The sequence below is a fragment of the Streptomyces sp. NPDC026394 genome (assembly GCF_055567735.1).
Map to the genome: position 1 here is coordinate 281,747 of NZ_JBVHPX010000011.1, position 21,053 is coordinate 302,799.

Here is a 21,053-nt window from a genome sequence, read left to right on the forward strand (position 1 = left end):
ATGGGGGATGACATACGGCGCCGGGACATCGACGAGAAAACCGTGACGAACGTGTTCAGCGCGGAGGTCAACCACGGGCTGGTGATCCAGACCGGCTCCTTCGAGGGTGACCTCCATGTGCACACGCCGCCGGGGCGGAGCCCCGAGGAGGAATCCGCCATGGCGGAGCTGCGGCAGCGCATGGCAGCCCAGGAGGAGGCCGAGCGGGAGGCCGAGTGGCGCAGGGAACGGGAACGTCAGCGCCGGCGGCGGAGCCAGGACATCGCGAGCGCGCTGCACGCCCAGGAGGAACGGGTGCGGCCCGTCAGGGCGGTGGTTCCCGTCGTGGCCGCTGTTCTGGTGGTCGTCCTGCTCCTGGTCGGGAACTTCTCCGTCGTCTCGTTCGCCGGAATCGCCCTGTGCGTCACCTGCGCGGCCGTCGCCCGCTGCGCCCCCACCCCGTTCCTGGAGAAATTCCTCGGCGACCGATGATCCCGGCGGACGGCACCCGGAACGCGGAAAGTCCGCTGCCCCGGTGCGGCACACCGGGGCAGCGGACTTTCACGGAGCGATCAGCGGTCAGCGGTAGTAGATGGGCATGATCGTCTCACTGTCGTCGCACCACACCTCGTGGTACCCGTTCGCCCGGGCGCCCGGGAGTTCCTTCGCCTCGCACTCCCCCTTCGAGGGGTACTTCTCGGCGCCGGCGGGAATCCAGCCGTCACCGGGCGGCGGGGCGGCGGAGGCGGTGGTGGCGGTCAGGGGAACGGCCACCGCCGCGGCACCGACAGCCAGCCCGACACCGATACGCGTACGCCACGACTTCATCATGATCTCCCAGCTGGTCTCTGAACTCTTGTCCGCAACGTTCCGAGCTGCCCCGACGAGCACCGGCGGTTACGCGTGGGCGCTGATCACCCCACCGCCGCTGAGCACGATGGGCACGCCGTTGGCGACGACCCCGGCGTCCTGCTGGTCGGCCTCGACCGTGCCGTACACCGCGCCTCCCCTGCCGAGGATCTGCGCGCGGTAGTGCAGTTCACCGACCTTGGTGACCTTGGCCGTCCAACCGCCCGCCAGCTTGAAGGTGCCCGGCCCCTGGTGTCCGCCGCCCATCCAGGAGTGCACCTTGCCGTCCAGCGACAGCACGACGAACATGTCGTTGGCGTCCAGCCCGGCGTCACGCTGCTTGGTCTCCAGCGTGGCGAGGACGTCACCACGGGCGACGATCCTGGCCCGGTAGTGCTGGTCACCGAGCCGGCGGACCTCCGCCTTGCTGATGCCGTCCGCCAGGGGCACGGTGCGGACCGGCGCCCCCGCCTTGGCTTCCTCGGCTCCCTTGGCCCCCTTGGCCTCGGAGCCCCGCGTTCCCGCGGAGGTGGACTGCGTCCCCGCGGACGAGGCCGCGTCGCGGGACTCGGCCACCGTACCCATGCCCGGCTGCCCCGCGGCCTTGGTGCCGGTGGTGTCCGAGCCGGAGCAGGCGGTCAGGGACAGGCCGGCCGCCGCGACCAGGGCCGCGGCGGCGACCCGCAGCGTACGGCGACGTGCGGTGCGGACAGTGGTGCTGGCGCTCATTCGAACCCCCGGTGCAGTCGGTGACGTCATGTTTCCTCGGAACGTCACCGACTCTGCCCGGGACCACTAGCGCACAACTGCCGCTCCGCTAACACCCGGCTAACACGGCTGCGCGAAGCGGCTGAACGCCGTACGGCCCCGAAGGGCCGACCGCCCCGGACAACCTGACCCGAACCGTCGTTGACCGCGCCCCGCACCGGCAGTTGCATGGAACGCGCCCCTGACGCCCCGCGGAAGGACGGTGGGTGCGATGGCGAACGACGCCCTCGACCGCAAGTTCAGCCTCCTCTTCGACTGGTTCGACCGCACCGAGGACGGCTGGCTCACCCATGAGGACTTCGAGGTGATGGGCGGACTGTTCATGGCGGTGGCCCGACCCGAGGACCACGAGAACCGGGCCGCGCTGCGCGAGGCGTTCGGCAGGTGGTGGGAGCTTCTGCGTGACGCAGGCGGCACGGACGGCGAAGGCCGGGTGGGCCGCCGGCCGTTCATCGGCCTGATGCGCTCGCACGTCACCGACCCGAAGACCTTCGAGCACGTCGTGCTGCAGATCGTCGACGCCCTCATGCGGGCGCTCGACACCGACCGCGACGGCGTGCTCACCACCGAGGAGTACGTCCGGATGTACGAGGCGCTGCACATCCCCCGGGAGATCTCCGCCCCGGCCTTCCGGCGGCTGGACCGCGACGGCGACGGCGCCATCAGCCACGCCGAGTTCCGCAAGGCCATCGAGGAGTTCTACCTCAGCCCGGACCCGGACGCCCCGGGCAACTGGCTGCTCGGTTCACCGCTCGGCGGGTGAGCGCGGCCTTCCCGGGCCGCACGGCGTAGCGCGCGTCTGCCGCCGTCAGTCCGACACCTCATGCGCCGTCACGCACTCTCATGCACCGTCAAGAACACTCCACGGGCCCGCTCCCCCGACGCCTCGGTCCACGTCGCGCTGATGTGGCCCAGTGTGGACCCGCCGTCGGTGTCGCCCGGTGCCAGGACGCGGTGTACGCGCAGGACCAGGGGGCGGGCGGAGCGGACGAGGATGTCGGTGGCGGACGGGGCCGGGGTCACCGAGGCGGGGCCCGGTACGGTGCCGTGGCCGGTGCCGGCGAGGTGCGCGTGGACGGTGGGGTCGAGGGCGTCGCTGACGCTCTGGGCCTGGGCCACGGCGTCGCCCGTGAGGAGGGCGAAGAGCTGGGCCACCAGGACCGGGTCGTGGGTGCCGTCGTAGGCCCAGCGCTTGCCGAGTACGCCGTGCTCCAGGGTGCCGATCAGCGCGTGGTCGGCGCCGGGCAGCGGTGCGCCCCGGTAGGTGAGCGGGACGTGGTAGTGGACCGGTGCGGCGCCGGAGGAGTCGGTGGCGACCATGAACTCCATGCCGACCTCGCCCTCCGGGTCGTCCAGCCGGAAGCCGCCGGCCTTGGTCAGGTCCGGGGTGGTCCCGTCGCCCGCGTACCAGGGCTGTTCGGGCAGCCAGGGGGTGAGGAGTTCCAGCTTGGTGGGTGAGAGGGTGGTGTGGTGGATGACGGCCATGGTCCGGCACCTTCCCGTAAGCGGCGGCGGTGATCGCGTGATTGCGGGGTCATCCTGCCACCCGTGGCCGTGCGCGCTACCCCGCCGTCTCCGGGAGCCGGGCGGTCGATCCCCGTACCACCAGCTCCGGCTGGAAGACGAACTCCGTGTGCCGGTCGGGCGGACCGTCGCCGTCCGCGCGGGTGCGGATCTCCTCGATCAGCGCGTCCACGGCTGCCGAGGCCATCGCCCGTACCGGCTGGCGCACGGTCGTCAGTGGCGGGTCGGTGAAGGCGATGAGCTGGGAGTCGTCGAAGCCGACGACGGAGATGTCGGAGGGGACGTCGAGGCCGCGCTGGCGGACCGCCCGTACGACGCCGAGGGCCATCAGGTCGCTGCCGCAGACGACCGCCGTGCAGCCCGCGTCCAGCAGGGAGGCGGCTGCCGCGTGGCCGCCTTCGACGCCGAAGAGGGTGTGGCGGGTGAGCCGTTCGGCCGCCCCCTTCCGCAGGCCGAATTCCTCCCGCAACGCCGCCGCGAAGCCTTCGGCCTTGCGGCGGGACGGTACGTACCGGGCCGGGCCGACCGCCAGGCCGATGGTGCGGTGGCCGAGTTCGGCGAGGTGGCGTACGGCCATGCGGGAGGCCGCCCGGTCGTCCGGGGAGACGAAGGGTGCGGTGATGTCCTCGTGGTAACCGTTGATGAGGACGTACGGAAGGCCGCGGTCGGTGAGGCGGGTGTAGCGGGCGGGGTCGGTGGTGCTGTCGGAGTGGAGACCGGAGAGGAAGATGATGCCGGTGACACCGCGGGCTTCCAGTTGCTCGACGAGTTCGTCCTCGGTGGCGCCGCCGGGGAGCTGGGTGCACAGGACGGGGGTGTAGCCGTGGCCCGCGAGGGCCTGTTCGATGAGCTGGGCGAAGGCCGGAAAGATCGGGTTGGTCAGCTCCGGGACGATCAGGCCGACCAGTCCGGCGCTGGTGCGCCGCAGGCGCACGGGGCGTTCGCCGCCGAGCAGGTCGAGGGCGGCCAGGACCCGCTGCCGGGTGCCGCGGGCCACGCCCGCCCTGCCGTTCAGCACCCGGCTGACGGTCGCCTCGCTGACCTGCGCCTGCGCGGCGATGTGCGCCAGCCGGGGGCCGTTGCCCCCGGCCGGCGGTGCGTCGGGCCGGTCGGTCACGCTTCCCACCACACGGCGGTGTCCGCCGGGAGGGTCGGTTCGTCGTCGACGGTGAGGAGTTCGGCGGAGGAGAGGAGGGGGCGCCAGTCGGGGTGGACGGGGGCGCGTACGGGCTCGGGAGTCGTGTTGACCGTGCAGACGAAGCCGCCGGGGCGGCGGAAGGCCAGGACGCCTTCGGGCGCGTCCAGCCATGCGACCCGGTCGCCCGCCCCGAGCCCGGGGTGGGTGCGGCGCAGCCGGAGGGCCGTACGGTACAGCTCCAGCATGGAGGCCGGGTCGCCGGTCTGGGCGGCGACGCTCAGGCCCGCCCACTCCGGCGGCTGCGGGAGCCAGCTGCCGCCCGTACCGAAGCCGTACGGGGCCGTGTCGCCGGACCACGGGATCGGTACGCGGCAGCCGTCGCGCAGGCCGTCCTGGCCGTCGCCGCGGAAGAACGCGGGGTCCTGGCGGACCTCGTCGGGCAGGTCGGTGACCTCGGGGAGGCCCAGTTCCTCGCCCTGGTAGACGTAGGCGGAGCCGGGGAGGGCGAGCATGAGGAGGGCGGCGGCGCGGGCGCGGCGGGCGCCGCCGCCGAGGCGGGTGGTGTGCCGGACCACGTCGTGGTTGGAGAGGACCCAGGTGGTGGGGGCGCCGACCGGCCGCACGGCGTCGAGGGAGGCGTCGATGACGGCGCGCAGTTCGGCCGCGTCCCAGCCGGTGTTCAGGTAGTGGAAGTTGAATGCCTGGTGGAGTTCGTCGGGGCGGAGGTAGAGGGCGGTGCGGTCGGCGCTGGGGGTCCAGGCTTCCGCGACGCCGATGCGCTCGCCCGCGTACTCGTCCAGGACACGGCGCCAGGAGCGGTAGATCGCGTGGACGCCGTCCTGGTCGAAGAAGGGCAGAACCTGGTTGCCGAGGAGTTTGAGCTGGTCGGTGCGGCCCGTGTCGGGCAGCCCCGGGGCCTTGACCAGGCCGTGGGCGACGTCGATGCGGAAGCCGTCCACGCCGAGGTCGAGCCAGAAGCGCAGGATGGAGCGGAACTCGTCCTGGACGGCGGGGTGGTCCCAGTTGAAGTCGGGCTGTTCGGGAGCGAACAGGTGGAGGTACCACTCGCCGTCGGCGACGCGGGTCCAGGCGGGTCCGCCGAAGACGGACTCCCAGTCGTTGGGCGGGAGTTCGCCGTTCTCGCCGCGGCCCTTGCGGAAGTGGAAGCGGTCCCGGAGCGTCGAGCCGGGGCCTTCGTCCAGCGCCTGCCGGAACCAGGCGTGCTGGTCGGAGCAGTGGTTGGGGACGATGTCGACGATAATGCGCAGGCCCAGGGCGTGGGCGTCGCGGATGACCGCCTCGGCGTCGGCGAGGGTGCCGAAGGCCGGGTCGATGACGCGGTAGTCGGCGACGTCGTAGCCCGCGTCGGCCTGCGGGGAGGAGTAGAACGGGCTGAGCCAGACGGCGTCGACGCCGAGGTCCCTCAGGTAGGGAAGGCGGGTGCGGATGCCCGGGAGGTCGCCCATGCCGTCGCCGTCGCCGTCGGCGAAGCTGCGCGGGTAGACCTGGTAGATCACCGCGTCGCGCCACCACTGGGTGGCACCGGGTGCGGTCGCGTCCGCGGCGTCGGCGGGCGCTCCGGTGGCGTGGTGCTGGGTGGTCTGGGTGGTCATGTCATCCCTTGGTGGTGCCGGAGGTCAGTCCGGCGACGAGGTGGCGCTGGGCGAAGGCGAAGACCAGGCCGGCGGGCACCGCGATGATCACGGCGGCGGCGGTCATCGAGCCCCAGTCGTTGACGTACTGGTTGACGAAGGTCTGGAGGCCGCCGGCGAGGGTCAGGTTCTCCTCCCCGGTCATGAACGCGGAGGCGTACGCGACCTCGGCCCAGGCGGTCACGAAGGTGTAGAAGCCGGTGACGGCCAGGCCGGGGCGGGCCAGCGGCAGGACCAGGCGCCAGTAGGTGCCGAAGGGGTTGAGGCCGTCGACGCGCCCGGCTTCGTCGATCTCCACCGGGATGGTGTCGAAGAAGCCTTTCATCATCCAGGCGCAGAACGGGACGGCGATGGTCAGGTACGTGACGATCAGACCGGCCGGCTGGTTGAGCAGGCCCAGGCTCGCCATCAGGTTGTACAGCGGCACGATCAGCACGGCGACCGGGAACATCTGCGTGATCAGCAGCAGCCACATCAGCGGGCGCATCCCGGGGAACCGGAAGCGGCTGACGGCGTAGCCGGTGGTGGCCGCGACGAAGACGCCGAGGACGGTGGTGACGCCGACGACCAGCAGCGAGTTGCCGAACCAGGTCAGGAACTGGGTGTCGGCGACCACGTGCCGGTAGTTGGCGAAGGTGAAGTGGGTGACCAGCTCGGTGGAGAAGGCGTCGTTCTTCGGTTTGAAGGACGTGACGAGCAGCCACAGGGGCGGGAAGACCGCGACGGCGGCGGCGATCAGGAGGGTCGCGTGCAGGCCGACGGAGGCCAGCGGGCTGCGCCTGTTGCGCAGGGACTCGGCCATCACCACACCTCTCCCTGCTTGCGGAGCGAGCGCCGGTAGACGACCGCGATGAGGGACAGCAGGAGCAGGATCAGCACGCCCCAGGCGGCCGAGCCGGAGAAGTCCCGTGGGCTGTCGACGAAGGAGAGCCGGTAGGCGTACGTCACCAGGATCTCGGTGGCGTCGCCGGGGCCGCCCCGGGTGAGCAGGTAGATCACCGGGAACATGTTGAACGTCCAGATGGTGGAGAGCAGGATCACGGTGCTGCTCACGCCGCGCAGCCCCGGCAGGGTGATGTTGCGGAACCGCTGCCAGGCGTTGGCACCGTCCATCTCCGCGGCCTCGTACAGCTCGCCGGGGATCGACTGGAGACCGCCGAGCAGCGCGACGAGCATGAACGGCACGCCCAACCACACGTTGACGGCGATGACCGACAGCTTGGCCCAGGTCGGGTCGTTCAGCCAGGGCACCGCGTCGATGCCGCCGCCCGCCAGGACCTTGTTGAGCAGGCCGTTCTTCTCGTTGTAGAGCAGCCGCCAGGTGAAGACGGAGACGAAGGCGGGGATGGCCCAGGGCAGGATCAGCGCCAGCCGGTAGAAGGTGCGGCCGCGCAGGGTGCGGTTGAGCAGGTTGGCGAGGGTCAGGCCGATGGCGAAGGTGAGGGCGACGCAGGCCACCGTCCACAGGACGGTCCAGCCGAGGCGGCCCCAGAAGACGTCGTCGCCGAGGATCTCGGTGTAGTTCTCCAGGCCGGTGAACGTGTAGGTGGCCGGGATGTGGTTCATGCCGATGTTGCGCTCGACGTTGGCCTCGTTGGCGTCCGTCAGCGACAGGTACAGGCCGCGGACCAGGGGGTAGCCGATGATGACGCCGATGACGAGCACCACCGGGGCGACCATGGTCCAGGCGTACCAGTGGGTGCTCAGGGCTCTGCGCGCCCGGCCCGGCGGCGCGGCGGCGGTCCCCTTCCGCCGGGCCCGGGACATCCGTACGGCGTCCGTCACTTGTAGTCCTTGAGGATCTTGCGGTAGCTGTCACCGACGGCCTTGGCGGCCTGCTCGGGCGTGCTGGAGCCGGTGAGGACCTTGTTCATCTGCACCTTGATCGGCTCGAAGAGGGCGTTGCCCTCGGCGATCCAGGGGCGCTGGACGGCCTTGTCGACGGCGGGCTTGAAGAAGCCGACCATCTCGTTGTTCTTGACGGACGGCACCTCGTACACGGACTTGCGGGTGGGCAGCAGGCTGAGCTGTTCGGTGGTCTGCTGCTGGATCTTCGCCGAGCTCATGTACTTGGCGAAGGCGTAGGACGCCTGGAGGTTCTTCGAGCCCGCGTAGACGGAGAGGTTCCAGCCGCCCTGCGGGGAGCCCTGGGAGGCGCTGCCGCCGGGTACGGGCGCGACGCCCAGGTTCTTCTTGTCCTTGAACTCCTTGCCCGCGCGGACGCCTTCGATGTCCCAGGGGCCGCTGACGGCCATCGCGACGCTGCCGTCCTTGAGGGCCTTGAGCTGGTTCTCCTGGCCGTCGGTGGCGTCGGTGACGGCGGCCTTGGAGTCGACCAGGTCCTTGATGGCCTTGAACGCCTTGACACCGGCGTCGTCGTCGATGGTGACGACCTTGTCGCGGGCGTCGACCAGGTCGCCGCCCTCGCCGTAGAGGTAGGGCAGGAACCAGTACGGGTCGTCGCCGCGCAGGTACAGCGCGGTGGCGCCGGTCTTGTCCTTGATCTGCTGGGCGGCGGCGGTCAGCTCGGCGAAGGTCTTGGGGACCTCGACGCCGGCCTGCTGGAGCAGCCGCTTGTTGTAGAAGAGGCCGAGAGTGTCGGTGACCTGCGGCACCGCGTAGGTCTTGTCCTTGAACCTGGTGCTGCCGAGCGCCTGCGGCAGGTAGTCGCCGGTGTCGGCCAGGGCCGGGGTGTCGTCCAGCGGGGCGAGGTAGCCGAGGTTGGCGAAGTCGGCGACCCAGGCGACCTCGGTGCGCATCACGTCGGGGGCGCCGGCGCCGGCCCCCGCGGCGTTCTTGAACTTGGCGTTGGCCTCGCCGAACGCGACGCTGACGTACTTCACGTCGACCTTCGGGTGCTCCTTCTCGAAGCTCTCGGCCAGCTTCTTGTACGTCGCCTTCTCGGCGTCGTTGGAGGTGTCCCAGAAGGTCACGGTGCCCGACAGCTCGCCCCCGCTCTGCTGGTCGCCTCCGCCGCCTCCGCCGCCGCTGCCGCACGCTGTCGCCGCCAGTGCCAGACCCGCGACCAACGCGGTGGTCGCCATGCCACGCCGCATGTGAACTCCTCAAGGTAACGCCCGAGATGGCGTCGGAACGCCATGCCCGGCCGTTCGGAACGCCTGTGATGGCGGACAGGAACGTAACAGCGCCGTCATGCATTCGAAAGACCTTGCGGCAATTTTCTGCAAGCCGACGGGAAGGGGTTGCAGGGGGCGGCGCCCGCGCACACCACGCCCCTCGCACCCCGGCAGGCCGCTCACCAGGGCTCCGAGCGCCCGCGGGCCCGTCACCCCGCCGTGCTCCGCGCGTTGAGTCCGTAGACGACCGTCCGACGATCGATGCCTGGACCCTGCAAGACGATGCATGGACGCTCTCCCCCGAATCGCCCCACTCTCGACAGGGATGCCAGATGACCCAGGAGCTGACCTCGACCGACCCCGGCCGCGCGGCGGCAGAGCCCGGCGGGCGACCCGGCTGGTGGCGCGACGCCGTCATCTACCAGGTCTACGTCCGCTCCTTCGCCGACTGCGACGGGGACGGCATCGGCGATCTGCGCGGCGCCCGCGAACGCCTGCCCTACCTGCGCGAACTGGGCGTGGACGCCGTCTGGCTCACCCCGTTCTACGCCTCCCCGCAGGCCGACGGCGGGTACGACGTCGCCGACTACCGCTCCGTCGACCCGCTGTTCGGCAGCCTCCAGGACGCCGACGACCTCGTACGGGCCGCGCACGCGCTGGGCCTGCGGGTGATCGTCGACATCGTGCCCAACCACACCTCCGACCAGCACCCCTGGTTCCAGGACCCGGAACTGGCCCGGCGGCGCTACCTCTTCCGCCCGGGCAAGGGCGCGTCCGGCGAGCTGCCGCCCAACGACTGGGAGTCGGTCTTCGGCGGCCCCGCCTGGACCCGTACCGAGCGCGGCGACTGGTACCTGCACCTGTTCGCCCCGCAGCAGCCCGACCTGAACTGGGACGACCCGGACGTGCACGCCGAGTTCGAGTCGGTCCTGCGGTTCTGGCTCGACCTCGGCGTGGACGGCTTCCGCATCGACGTCGCCCACGGCATGGTCAAGGCGCCCGGCCTGCCGGACATCGGCCACAAGGAGCAGGCCAAACTCATCGGCAGCCAGGTGCTGCCCTTCTTCGACCAGGACGGCGTCCACGAGATCCACCGCGCCTGGCGCCGCCTGCTGGACTCCTACCCCGGCGAGCGCATCGCCGTCGCCGAGGCGTGGGCCCCCAGCCCCGAACGCCTCGCCCTGTACGTCCGCCCCGACGAGTGCCACCAGGCGTTCAACTTCCAGTTCCTGACCGCCGACTGGTCCGCCGCCTCGCTGCGCGCCGTCGTCGACGCCTCCCTCGCGGCGACCGCCTCGGTCGGCGCCACCACCTCCTGGGTGCTGTCCAACCACGACGTGGTCCGGCACGCGACCCGCCTCGGCGGCCTGCAGCGGGCCCGGGCCGCCACGCTCATGATGCTCGCGCTGCCCGGCTCGGCCTACCTGTACCAGGGTGAGGAGCTGGGCCTGCCGGAGGTCACCGACCTGCCCGACGAAGTGCGCCAGGACCCCGCGTTCTTCCGCGGCGACGGACAGGACGGCTTCCGCGACGGCTGCCGCGTACCGATGCCCTGGTACGGCGACTCGGCCGCGTACGGCTTCGGCCCCGGCGGCAGCTGGCTGCCCCAGCCGCGCGCCTGGAAGGACCTGTCCGTACGGGCCCAGACCGGCGACCCGGCCTCCACCCTGGAGCTGTACCGCGCGGCGCTCGCCCTGCGCCGCGCACACCCGTGCCTCGGCGACGGGGACCTCGCCTGGGCCGACGCCCCCGAGGGGCTGCTGGCCTTCACCCGTACCGGCCGGCCGGGCCGTACGGAGCTGCTGTGCACCCTCAACACCCTGGACCGCGCCGTCGAACTCCCCCGCCCCGGGCGGATGCTGCTCTCCTCCACGGCAGTCTCCGCCGACGGCGCCACCGCCGTCCTGCCGGGTGACTCCTGCACCTGGTGGGCCCTTTGACGAGCGGCCCCCGCGGACCGGACGGGCCGCCCGTCGGCACGGCCCGCCGCCGGGCGGTGCGGGCAACGTGGGCAATCCGGGAGGCGACCGGTACAGTCCCACCCATGACCGCCCGGCTGGCCGACATCGCAGCGCAGGCGGGTGTCAGCGAGGCCACCGTCAGCCGGGTGCTCAACGGAAAACCCGGTGTCTCCGCCACCACCCGCCAGTCCGTGCTGGCCGCGCTCGACGTGCTCGGGTACGAGCGTCCCGTCCGGCTGCGGCAGCGCAGCGCCGGGCTGGTCGGCCTGATAACCCCGGAGCTGGAGAACCCGATCTTCCCGGCGTTCGCCCAGGTCATCGGCCAGGCACTGACCCGCCAGGGCTACACCCCGGTGCTGGCCACCCAGACGCCGGGCGGCTCCACCGAGGACGAGCTGACCGAGATGCTGGTGGACCGCGGTGTCGCCGGGATCATCTTCGTCTCCGGACTGCACGCGGACACCTCCGCCGACATGCAGCGCTACGAGCAGCTACGCGGCCAGGGCGTGCCCTTCGTCCTGATCAACGGCTTCTCCGACAAGGTGCAGGCGCCCTTCGTCTCGCCGGACGACCGGGCCGCGATCCGCCTCGCCGTCACCCACCTGGCGGCACTGGGCCACCAGCGGATCGGGCTGGCCCTGGGGCCGAAGCGCTTCGTGCCCGTCCAGCGCAAGATCGAGGGCTTCCTGCACAGCATGCGGGACCAGCTCGGCCTGGACCGGGCGGCCGCCCAGGAGCTGATCCAGCACTCCCTGTACACCCTGGAGGGCGGGCAGGCCGCGGCCGGCGCGCTGCTCGCCCGCGGCTGCACAGCGGTGGTCTGCGCCAGCGACATGATGGCGCTCGGCGCGATCCGGGCCGCCCGGCAGCAGGGCCTGGACGTGCCCCGGGAGGTCTCCGTCGTCGGTTTCGACGACTCCCCGCTGATCGCCTTCACGGACCCGCCGCTGACCACGATCCGGCAGCCGGTCACCGCGATGGGGCAGGCGGCGGTGCGCGCCCTGCTGGAGGAGGTCGGCGGCACCCCGGCGCCGCACAGCGAGTTCGTCTTCCATCCGGAGCTGGTCGTCCGCGGTTCCACGGCTTCGGTCCCGAAGACCGTCCGGGTTCCCGGCCAGGGCGGTTCCTCCGGTGCGGACGGCAGCCGGTCCGACACGTACAGTGGCCGACCCGGTGCGGACGGAGACCGGGCCGGTACGGACGACAGTCGGCCCGGTGCGGACGGCAGCCGGACCGGTACGGACGGCAGCTCCGCCTGAGTGGTCCGCCGGTGTCCGGCAGGGGCCGGTCCGTCCCTGCCGAAAGGCAGAGGCGTCCCCGACCGGGGTGGGGGTAGCGCCTCCCTCTAAGGTGCTAGGCGGGCCTCCTCGGGACAAGACCGGAGGGTGATCGGCCGCCGACCCCTTTCTGGCAGACTGTCTGCCTATGGGTGAAGCGCATGTGAAGACTCTTGACGGCCGTACGGCCGTGCCGCCACCCACCGAGGACGACGCGCCGAGTGCGTCCTCCGGTGGCCGGCTGGCCCGCCTGCGCTCTCCCCGTACCCCACGGCTCTGGTTCGAGATCCTGCTGATCGCGGTCAGCTACTGGATCTACTCCCTCATCCGCAACGCCGTGCCCGAGCAGAAGGCCCAGGCGCTGAAGAACGCGGACTGGATCTGGCAGGCCGAGCAGACCCTCGGCATAGCGGTGGAGAAGACCGTCAACCATGCCGTGGACTCGGTGACCTGGCTCATCGTCTCGATGAACTACTACTACGCCACGCTGCACTTCATCCTGACCATCGGTGTGCTGGTCTGGCTCTACCGCTGGCACCCCGGCCGGTACGCGGCCGCCCGCCTCGCGCTCTTCGCCACCACGGGCGTCGCCCTCGTCGGCTACTACTTCTACCCGCTGGCCCCGCCCCGCCTGATGAACGGCGGCGGCTTCATCGACACCGTCATCGTCCACCACACCTGGGGCTCGATGGCGTCCGGCAACCTGGCGTCGATGTCCAACCAGTACGCGGCGATGCCCTCGATGCACATAGGGTGGTCGCTGTGGTGCGGCGTGATGATCGCGCTGATCGCCAAGCCCGTGTGGGCCAAGGTGCTGGGCCTGCTCTACCCGGCCACGACCCTGATCGTGATCGTCTCCACCGCCAACCACTTCTGGCTCGACGCGGTGGGCGGCATCCTGTGCCTGGCCTTCGGCATCGGCCTGGCCTTCGCCTGGTACACGGCGCTGCCGCACCGGCTGCCGCGGCGGGTGGCCGCGGCCTGAGGCCCCCGGCCGGGCCCGCCCGGCGCAGGCCGGATCTGCCCGGCCCGGGCCGGGCCCGTCCTCAGCCCGCCGCCCCGTAGAAGATCTCCTCCACCACCGCGCGGGCCCTGCGGGTCGTCCGCCGGTAGTCGTCCAGCATCTCCCCGACGTGCCCCTCCTCGTACCCGAGGTAGCGGCCGACCGCCGCCAGCTCCCGCGCGTCGGACGGGAACGTGTCGCCGGGACGGCCCCGTACCAGCATCGTGGCGTTGCGCACCCGCGACGCCAGCACCCACGCCTCGTCGAGGATCTGCGCGTCCTCGGTGGCCAGCAGCCCGGCGTCGCGGGCCGCGGCCAGCGCCGTGCGGGTACGGGTGGTGCGCAGTCCCGGCTCGTTCCAGGCGTGCTGCATCTGGAGAAGCTGCACGGTCCACTCCACGTCGCTGAGGCCGCCGCGGCCCAGCTTGGTGTGGGTGGTCGGGTCGGCGCCGCGCGGCACCCGCTCGGTCTCCATCCGGGCCTTGAGGCGGCGGATCTCCCGTACGGCGTCCTCGCCCAGGCCCTCCATCGGATAGCGCAGCGGGCCGATCAGCTCGATGAAGCGCTTCCCCAGGTCGGCGTCGCCCGCGACCGGCTCGGCGCGCAGCAGGGCCTGTGCCTCCCACACCAGCGACCAGCGCCGGTAGTAGGCGGCGTAGGAGGAGAGCGTACGGACCAGCGGTCCGGTCTTGCCCTCCGGCCGCAGGTCGGCGTCGATCGGCAGCGGCGGGTCGGAGGAGGGGAGCTGGAGGAGGCGGCGCATCTCGTTGGCGACGGCGTGCGCGGCCTTGGTGGCCTCCTGCTCGTCGGCGCCCTCGCGCGGCTCGTGCACGAACAGCACGTCGGCGTCGGAGCCGTACCCCAGCTCCCGGCCGCCGAAGCGGCCCATCCCGATGACGGTGAAGCGGGTGGGCAGGGTGTCGCCCCACTGGTCGCGTACGGCGGCGCGCAGCGCGCCCGCGATGGTGGCGGCGGTCAGGTCGGAGACGGCGGTGCCGATCACGTCGGCGGCGTGGCCGCGATCCGCCTCCGCCGGACGGCCTTCGGTGCCGTACGCGCCGATCAGGTCGGCGGCGGCCGTACGGAACAGTTCCCGCCGCCGTACCCCGCGGGCCGCGGCGACGGCCTGCTCGGCGTTCTCCGCGCGGCCGACCGCGGCCAGCACCTCCTGCTCCAGCGCGGCGCGCCCGCGCGGCTGGAGGCCGTCCTTCGCGCCGAGCAGCGCGACCGCCTCGGGGGCGCGCAGCAGCAGGTCGGGGGCGAAGCGGCCGGCCGACAGGACGCGGGCCAGGTTCTCGGCGGCGGCGCCCTCGTCGCGCAGCAGCCGCAGGTACCAGGGGGTCTTGCCGAGCGCGTCGGAGACCTTACGGAAGTTGAGCAGTCCGGCGTCCGGGTCGGCGGAGTCCGCGAACCAGGCCAGCAGGACCGGCAGCAGGGTGCGCTGGATGGCGGCCTTGCGGGTGACGCCGGAGGCCAGCGCTTCGAGGTGGCGCAGCGCGGCGACCGGGTCGGCGTAACCGAGCGCTTCGAGCCGCTGGCCTGCGGCCTTCGCGGAGAGCCGGGTACCGCCGGGCTCCAGATGTGCGACGGCGTCCAGCAGCGGCCGGTAGAACAGCTTCTCGTGCAGCCGCCGCACCTCGCGGGCGTGCCACTTCCACTCCTTGCGCAGCGTCTCGACCGGCTCGGTGCGATGGCCCATGGAGCGGGCGAGGCGCCGCTGGTCGGGCTCGTCCTCGGGCATCAGGTGGGTGCGGCGGAGCTTGTGGAGCTGGATGCGGTGTTCCAGCGTGCGCAGGAAGCAGTACGCGGCGTCCAGCGCCTTGGCGTCCTCGCGGCCGACGTAGCCACCGGCCGCCAGTGCCGAGAGGGCTTCCAGGGTGCTCGGGCTGTGCAGCGTCCCGTCGCTGCGGCCGTGCACGAGTTGCAGGAGCTGGACGGCGAACTCCACGTCGCGCAGTCCGCCGGGGCCCAGCTTCAGTTCGCGGTCGACCTGGGCGGCGGGGATGTTCTCCACGACGCGGCGGCGCATCTGCCGTACGTCGGTCACGAAGTTCTCGCGCTCGGAGACCTGCCAGACCAGCGGCGTGACCGCGGCGACGTACTCCTTGCCCAGCTCCTCGTCGCCCGCCATCGGCCGGGCCTTGAGCAGGGCCTGGAACTCCCAGGTCTTGGCCCAGCGTTCGTAGTAGGCCAGGTGGCTGTTGAGGGTGCGCACGAGCGGGCCGTTGCGGCCCTCGGGGCGCAGGTTGGCGTCCACCGGCCAGATCGTGCCCTCGGCGGTGACGTCGGAGCACACCCGCATCATCCGGCCCGCCAGCCGGGTCGCGGCCTGGAGCGCCTTGGCCTCCTCGGTGCCGTCGCGCGCCTCGGCGACGAAGATGACGTCCACGTCCGAGACGTAGTTCAGCTCCCGGCCGCCGCACTTGCCCATGGCGATGACGGCGAGCCGGCAGGCGGCGGCGTCGGTGGGCTGCTCCTCACCGGCGATCTCCAGAGCGGCGCGAACCGTAGCGGTCGCCAGGTCGGCCAGCTCCGCGGCGGTCTCGGCGAGATCGGTGGTCCCGCACACGTCGCGCGCCGCGATGCCCAGCAGGCACCGGCGGTACGCGGCGCGCAGCGCGTCCGGGCGCGGCCGGTCCCGGCCCCGCTCGCCCCAGACGCCCTCGGCCAGCGCCGCCTCGAACTCCGGTGTGGTCGGGTGCAGGTCGGCCGCCTCGTAGGTGACCAGCGACTGCCAGTCGCGCGGATGCCGTACGAGGTGGTCGCCGAGCGCCTCGGAAGCGCCGAGCACCCCCAGCAGCCGGTCGCGCAGCGGCTTCGCGGTGATCAGCGTGGACAGCAGCTTCTGCCGCTCGTCCTCGCCCTGCGCCTCCGCCAGCCGCACCAGCGCGGTCAGCGCCAGGTCCGGGTCGGCGGTGCCGCCCAGCGCCTCCAGGAGCACCGAGTCGTCCCGTACGGCGGCCAGTTCGGGCGCCTCCAGGAGACGCCCCGCCGCCGACGGGTCGGTGAAGCCGTACCGCAGCAGCCGGGAGAAGGCGCTGCTGCGCCGCCCCTGGTTCTGCGGAGCGGGGTGCGCGGTCACAGGACCGGCAGCATCTTGCGCAGCTCGAACGCGGTGACCTCGGAGCGGTACTCCTCCCATTCCTGCTTCTTGTTGCGCAGGAACTTATTCGCGTGGATACCCACCTCGGGACACTCCCTCAACATCGCTCGTGACCAGCCGCTGAACCGCCCATTGGCGGTGGTTGTCGGGTGTCCCCGGGTGTCGCCGGACGGCCCACAGACGGCCCCGTCGATGGACGTTATCAGCCCGCCCCTGCACCTGCCGCAGCGCCAGCCCGGAGGGGCGCGGGGTGTCTAGCGCTAGAGGGGACCGCCTCTAACGCTAGACCCTCCGCTAGCGCCCTGAACAGCGTCTGAACAGGCCGTTAGGCGTTAGAGGTCGTCTGCCATCACCCGGCCGTTCACGGGGTCCGGCGTAGGCGCCGGGCGTAGCGCCGCACGGCGAGTTCACGAGCCAGGGCGGGCGCCGCGTACCCGGCCAGGATCACGCCGCAGCTCACCGCGAACGCTGCCCAGACTCCGGCCAGCTCCCGGAGCAGAAGCGTGCAACCGACCAGCAGCAGTAACCCGAGCGTCACGGCCAGCGCTTGCCGTTCGTTCCTCACGGTGCTCACCTCCTAGCGCACCGGCACCCGGTACCCCAGAGGTTAGGCGCGTACGGCGATAGCAGCAGCCCCGAGGTGATAGCGGCAGTGATATCGATAGCGGCAACTGCCGCTAACGTTAGCGGCAGCGCTAGCGCCCCTTTTGGCCCCTGACCTGCGTGTTAGCGGATAGCGGCCGGGTCCGCCGAACCCCAGAAACACCCCGAAACGCAGGGGTTCGACCCCTCCGGTGCAGCCGCTATCAGCCCGTCGGCGCGCGACTGTGCGGCCGTCTGCCGCCCTATGGGTCACCCGTCTTGCTGCGGGTGCGGACGCACTCCGGGCAGGCCCATGCGCGCCCGAGGACGCGCACCAGCCGCGTGTCCGGGTGGTCGGGGCAGTGCAGTTCCACCGGCCGCCCCGGCTTGTGCGGTTGGTGGACGTAGGACGCGAACCAGCGGCGCCCGTCGGGGTCGCGTTCGATCATTCGTCGTCTTCCTCGGTGTCGTCATCGTCCGGTTCGGGTTCCGGCGCGCTGACCGTCTCCTCGTTCACCAGGTCGTAGCCGTTGATCTCCCTGCCGCCTCCGGCCATGGCGCCCGCCTCCACTCGTCGGCCGTGCCCCCATCGTCCTCCGGCGGGTGGCGCGTCCACAATGCCTGTGCTCACGCTCTGTGCTTGTTGCCGCTTGTTGTCGCTTGTAGCGACAACAAGCGGAAGGGGGCCCGAACGCCCCTGAGGGGCCGTTTCGGGGGTTGTTGCTTGTTGCCGCTTGTAGCGACAACAAGCGGCAACAAGAAACGCGGCGTGACGGCGGAACCGGGGGAGGCGGCGGGCTCTTGGACGCTGGCCGTGGCGACAATGCCGTGAGGGTCCACCAGGGAAAAGGTGGACCCTCACGGCGGAAAACGGGAGGCAGAAAGCTTGCAGAGAATTCCGGCGCCGCTGCGCCTACGGCGCACCCTCTGAGGAGCCTTCCGAGCGTACAGGCGCAAGGTCGTCTGGGTGGTAGACCTCGCCACCCGACCGGGGGAACCAGACGAGGACTCCACCGTCAGCCGTGACCATGGAAACTACACCGACGGCGCCTTCTGGATGATCGGTATCCCCGGGCACGGTCACCCGGTCACCGACTGACCAATTGCGCATCACGACTCCCTTCCAAGTCCGTCACGGCCAGGGTAGCCGTTTGTCACCCCTTCTTGCTGCACCCGCTAGGACCTGTGTGCCCGTCGACCCAGAACGCCGTGATAATCCCCCTGGGACCGTAATTCTTTCCATGGAAGGTGAAGTTGTTTGCGTCATCCACTACGCACATGGTGCGCTTGTATCCGCCGGGTGTTTTGTACGGATAGGTCGACAGAGTACCACCAGGGAATGGGTGAGTGGAACTCCCCTTATTGACGTTCTCCATGGCCTTGACCCACAGGGCTTTTGCAGCCGACGTGAGTTCATGATTCCCCTTATTGCCCGTACTCCCCCCCTTGGCTATGTGCTGACGCCCGAACTTTGAGTTCCCTTCTCGCAGCGGAACCTTCTGAGAGCGCCAGTTCGGATCGAAGGTCTGTATTACCTTGGCGGCGTCAGGGCCGCTGGTGATGGGGGTTTCATCACCCCATCCCTGACCAGCCGCGTGGGCGGCCGGAGCCAGGGCGGATATGGTGAAAACCGCAGCCGCAGCGGCAGCCACTTTCTTCGCGCGCATCAGAACCTCCAGAGGTGAGCGGACAAGAGGTGCATATATCACTAGATCGCTATCCTCCGTCGCCCGCTACGGGCCAATTAGCCCTCCTATCTGGCCCGTTCGGCGAAGAATGAGTAGCGGCTATGCGCCGCACGACCCTTGACAGGATGCCCGGTGGCCTCCGTACCGGCCGGGCCGGCAACCCGCCGCACCACCGCACCTGGCTCTTAGACAGGGCGTGACGGTCTGCGGCGTGGTCAAGGCTGGCCCCGGTCGCGGGCACCCCTAGGAGCGGGGCGGCTGCCGCGCGCCGCCGCGCACCGTGGTGTTCACCTGCACGCGCGGCTTCGCTCGCGTGTGGTGCTCGATGAGCAGAACGCGCGGGAGCATGTCGAGACAAGCAAGAAGAGCACCCGTCGCCGTGCCCCCACCGGGTGCTCCTCTTGCTGTTCGGACGCCGCAGTGGCCGACGGCAGAGTCCCGGCCGACCTGCCCCCCTCTAAAATGCCGTCCTGCCGCCCCTCCTCCCGTCACTGTGCGTGCCGTCAGGGCGGGAAGGGCATGAACGAGCGGCCTTCGGCCGCACGACCTTTGGCAGGCTCGCTGCGCTCGCGCGCGACGGCCGCCGTACGGGCCCGGCCACCGCCGCGCGGTCCCGTGTACTCCTATGGGAGCTGAGTTTTTCGAAAATGCCCGGCTCACCCGGCTCAGCCCGTCTCAGTGCAGGTCAAAGGCGTGGTCGGGGATCTCCGTTGCCCGGCTCATGCCCGGCTCAGACCCCGGCTCACCCCCGGCTCAGCCCCGAAGAACGGCTCTTAAGGAGGGCGGGCCTCCGGTCCCCGCCATCCGCTGCCCGGTGCGGGCACCTCCGGGGTCAGGACGGCATTTCAGTGGGGGCGACCGTCCAGCGGTACGTCGCCGCGCGTACCTGCGGAGGGGCAGAGGTGGAAGGGGTGATGGACCCTGAAAACGGGGTGTCCGGGGCCTGTCGGCGGGGCGCCTCTATCAGGTCCATCAGGTCCATCAAAGTGGCGTTTCGGCAGGTGAGAGCTGATAGAGGCGGTGATGGACCCTCTGATAGAGAACTCCATCAGATTCCGGCGCCTCTATCACCGCCTCCATCAGCCTGTCGTGGCCGGGGACGGCATTCCAGGGCCGGGACTTGGCCGTCGGCCAACCGACGCCGCCGAACAGCAAGAAGAGCACCGGGGGCACGGCGCCGGGTGCTCCTCTTGCTTATCCCGCGCAGTACGCGCGGCAGCGCGCGGCAGGACTCGCTACCGGCGCGCGGTGCGCGCGGCAGCCGCGCGGTGGGAGTGCGCGGCGGCGCGGCAAGCGCGCGGTGCGCGCGGCAGCCGCGCGGTGGGAGTGCGCGGCGGCGCGGCAAGCGCGCGGCGGCGCGCGGCAGCCGCGCGGTGGGAGTGCGCGGCGGCGCGGCAAGCGCGCGGCGGCGCGCGGCACTACGGCCCCGTGACGGGGTCGTCACGCGGCTCCCGCCCCGCTCCCAGGGGTGCCCGCGACCGGGCTAAGCGTTGTCCCGTAAATGATCTACGGCATGCTCGTTGGCCTGCTGGTTCTCTCGTCATCCGGCGAGGGTGAGGTTGTGGAGGCGGGCGATGCCGAGCATGGCGTGGTGGACGCCGTCGCCTTTCAGTCGGCAGTCGCGGAGGATCTTCCAGGTCTTCATGCGGGCGAAGGCGTGCTCGATGCGGGCGCGGACCTTGCGGTGTGAACGGTTGTGTTCTTCCTTCCAGGCCGGCAGTTCGCTTTGGCCGCGTTCGCGGCGGTGCGGGATGACCAGGCCGGTGCCGCGGTAGCCGCCGTCGGCGATCACGGTGGTGCGGCCGACTGCGTCTTTCGCGCCCGAGAGCTCCCACGCCTTGCAGTCGTTGCGGTTGCCGGTGACCGGCCGGCCGACGGTGACGACGAGCCGGGGGCCGGCGTCGATGACGACCTGGTGGTTGGTGGAGTACCGGTAGTTCTTGGACTGCCCGGCCACCTGGTGGTCGCGGGTGGGGACCAGGGTGCCGTCCGCGATCAGCACGGTGTCCCTGCGGAACCGCTTGCGCTGCTGGAGCGCGAGCGACGGGCCGAGATGATCGATGATGCGGTCCGCGGCCGACTTCGACACCCCGAACAACGGCGCCAGTTGGCGCAGGGTGAGGTTCGTGCGCCAGTACGCGGCGACCAGCAGGACCCGGTCCTCCAGCGGCAGGCTCCAGGGCCGGCCCTTGCGTACCGGATCCGCACCCTCGCGCCGCAGTGCGGTGATGAGCTTGCCGAACTGCCGCGGGCTCAGCCCGGTGAAGGGGGCTATCCAGGAGGGCTCCGACGCCGTGATCACACCAGACACCGCAAGATCATCTCATCCGTGAGCAGCAGTTACGGGACAGCCCTTAGCTTGTCATTTAAGGTCTGGCGTCGAACGCGATTCGAACTTGACCAGCGTTTCCGCAGTTCAGCGGACGCGAAGGCGGCCTTCGCCTGATCCTGT

The 21,053-nt window shown here is 71.2% G+C and carries 19 protein-coding genes and 1 pseudogene; 5 read left to right on the forward strand and 15 right to left on the reverse strand.

The features are described from left to right. Nucleotides 1–471, forward strand: coding sequence for a hypothetical protein (locus ACZ4QV_RS25385; RefSeq protein ID WP_361143254.1), 471 nt, complete (start codon nucleotides 1–3; stop codon nucleotides 469–471). A gap of 87 nt (nucleotides 472–558) precedes the next feature. On the opposite strand, the gene ACZ4QV_RS25390 is transcribed toward ACZ4QV_RS25385, so the two are convergent. Further along, entirely contained in the window at nucleotides 559–810 is a 252-nt protein-coding gene (locus tag ACZ4QV_RS25390; protein WP_361143256.1) for a hypothetical protein, read from the reverse strand. Nucleotides 811–876: 66 nt separating this feature from the next. Then, a complete protein-coding gene (locus ACZ4QV_RS25395) occupies nucleotides 877–1,557 on the reverse strand; it encodes a hypothetical protein (RefSeq protein WP_361881799.1) in 681 nt (226 codons plus the stop codon). Between the two features lie 250 nt (nucleotides 1,558–1,807). Here ACZ4QV_RS25395 and ACZ4QV_RS25400 point away from each other — a divergent pair, with 250 nt between their 5' ends. Continuing rightward, nucleotides 1,808–2,359, forward strand: a complete 552-nt coding sequence (locus tag ACZ4QV_RS25400; RefSeq protein WP_361591213.1) for an EF-hand domain-containing protein — start codon at nucleotides 1,808–1,810, stop codon at nucleotides 2,357–2,359. Between the two features lie 68 nt (nucleotides 2,360–2,427). Here the strand turns inward: ACZ4QV_RS25400 and ACZ4QV_RS25405 are convergent, their stop codons facing one another. The 6 genes from ACZ4QV_RS25405 to ACZ4QV_RS25430 all read right to left on the reverse strand — a co-directional run bounded on the left by ACZ4QV_RS25405 (nucleotide 2,428) and on the right by ACZ4QV_RS25430 (nucleotide 8,966). Then, a complete protein-coding gene (locus ACZ4QV_RS25405; protein ID WP_467763438.1) occupies nucleotides 2,428–3,081 on the reverse strand; it encodes a maltokinase N-terminal cap-like domain-containing protein in 654 nt (217 codons plus the stop codon). A gap of 76 nt (nucleotides 3,082–3,157) precedes the next feature. Continuing rightward, a complete protein-coding gene (locus ACZ4QV_RS25410; RefSeq protein WP_361143267.1) occupies nucleotides 3,158–4,237 on the reverse strand; it encodes a LacI family DNA-binding transcriptional regulator in 1,080 nt (359 codons plus the stop codon). Beyond that, nucleotides 4,234–5,871: a glycoside hydrolase family 13 protein gene (locus ACZ4QV_RS25415; protein WP_467763439.1), complete on the reverse strand. Its 1,638-nt coding sequence runs from the start codon at nucleotides 5,869–5,871 to the stop codon at nucleotides 4,234–4,236. The genes ACZ4QV_RS25410 and ACZ4QV_RS25415 overlap by 4 nt, the downstream gene beginning before the upstream one ends. Nucleotide 5,872: 1 nt before the next feature. Continuing rightward, nucleotides 5,873–6,712: a sugar ABC transporter permease gene (locus ACZ4QV_RS25420; protein ID WP_467763440.1), complete on the reverse strand. Its 840-nt coding sequence runs from the start codon at nucleotides 6,710–6,712 to the stop codon at nucleotides 5,873–5,875. After that, the gene (locus ACZ4QV_RS25425) at nucleotides 6,712–7,677 is read right to left on the reverse strand and encodes a carbohydrate ABC transporter permease (RefSeq protein ID WP_361145182.1); all 966 of its coding nucleotides are present in this window, start codon (nucleotides 7,675–7,677) and stop codon (nucleotides 6,712–6,714) included. Before ACZ4QV_RS25425 ends, ACZ4QV_RS25420 begins: the two co-directional genes overlap by 1 nt. A gap of 14 nt (nucleotides 7,678–7,691) precedes the next feature. After that, on the reverse strand, nucleotides 7,692–8,966 hold the full coding sequence (locus ACZ4QV_RS25430) for an extracellular solute-binding protein (RefSeq protein WP_467763441.1): 1,275 nt from the start codon (nucleotides 8,964–8,966) through the stop codon (nucleotides 7,692–7,694). Nucleotides 8,967–9,319: 353 nt separating this feature from the next. Here ACZ4QV_RS25430 and ACZ4QV_RS25435 point away from each other — a divergent pair, with 353 nt between their 5' ends. The 3 genes from ACZ4QV_RS25435 (at nucleotide 9,320) to ACZ4QV_RS25445 (ending at nucleotide 13,210) form a co-directional block, all read left to right on the forward strand. After that, a complete protein-coding gene (locus ACZ4QV_RS25435) occupies nucleotides 9,320–10,927 on the forward strand; it encodes a glycoside hydrolase family 13 protein (RefSeq protein WP_361591220.1) in 1,608 nt (535 codons plus the stop codon). A 104-nt stretch (nucleotides 10,928–11,031) separates the two neighbouring features. Further along, a complete protein-coding gene (locus ACZ4QV_RS25440) occupies nucleotides 11,032–12,207 on the forward strand; it encodes a LacI family DNA-binding transcriptional regulator (RefSeq protein WP_361143282.1) in 1,176 nt (391 codons plus the stop codon). Nucleotides 12,208–12,373: 166 nt separating this feature from the next. Continuing rightward, the gene (locus ACZ4QV_RS25445) at nucleotides 12,374–13,210 is read left to right on the forward strand and encodes a phosphatase PAP2 family protein (protein WP_361143285.1); all 837 of its coding nucleotides are present in this window, start codon (nucleotides 12,374–12,376) and stop codon (nucleotides 13,208–13,210) included. A gap of 61 nt (nucleotides 13,211–13,271) precedes the next feature. Here ACZ4QV_RS25445 and ACZ4QV_RS25450 read toward each other — a convergent pair whose 3' ends face one another. The 7 genes and pseudogenes from ACZ4QV_RS25450 to ACZ4QV_RS25480 form a co-directional block, all read right to left on the reverse strand. Continuing rightward, a complete protein-coding gene (locus tag ACZ4QV_RS25450) occupies nucleotides 13,272–16,310 on the reverse strand; it encodes a bifunctional [glutamine synthetase] adenylyltransferase/[glutamine synthetase]-adenylyl-L-tyrosine phosphorylase (protein WP_361143288.1) in 3,039 nt (1,012 codons plus the stop codon). Further along, nucleotides 16,307–16,393, reverse strand: a pseudogene (locus ACZ4QV_RS25455) (glutamine synthetase); the annotation flags it as partial. The pseudogene ACZ4QV_RS25455 and the gene ACZ4QV_RS25450, both read right to left, overlap by 4 nt. A 299-nt stretch (nucleotides 16,394–16,692) precedes the next feature. Beyond that, nucleotides 16,693–16,896 (reverse strand): hypothetical protein, encoded by a 204-nt coding sequence (locus tag ACZ4QV_RS25460; RefSeq protein ID WP_467763442.1) that lies wholly within the window; start codon nucleotides 16,894–16,896, stop codon nucleotides 16,693–16,695. A 280-nt stretch (nucleotides 16,897–17,176) separates the two neighbouring features. Further along, nucleotides 17,177–17,362, reverse strand: a complete 186-nt coding sequence (locus tag ACZ4QV_RS25465) for a hypothetical protein (protein WP_467763443.1) — start codon at nucleotides 17,360–17,362, stop codon at nucleotides 17,177–17,179. Next, nucleotides 17,359–17,544 (reverse strand): hypothetical protein, encoded by a 186-nt coding sequence (locus ACZ4QV_RS25470; RefSeq protein WP_467763444.1) that lies wholly within the window; start codon nucleotides 17,542–17,544, stop codon nucleotides 17,359–17,361. Before ACZ4QV_RS25470 ends, ACZ4QV_RS25465 begins: the two co-directional genes overlap by 4 nt. 523 nt (nucleotides 17,545–18,067) lie before the next feature. Next, a complete protein-coding gene (locus ACZ4QV_RS25475) occupies nucleotides 18,068–18,580 on the reverse strand; it encodes a hypothetical protein (RefSeq protein ID WP_467763445.1) in 513 nt (170 codons plus the stop codon). A 1,561-nt stretch (nucleotides 18,581–20,141) separates the two neighbouring features. Continuing rightward, a complete protein-coding gene (locus tag ACZ4QV_RS25480) occupies nucleotides 20,142–20,912 on the reverse strand; it encodes a transposase (protein WP_467763446.1) in 771 nt (256 codons plus the stop codon). Nucleotides 20,913–21,053 lie beyond the last annotated feature (141 nt).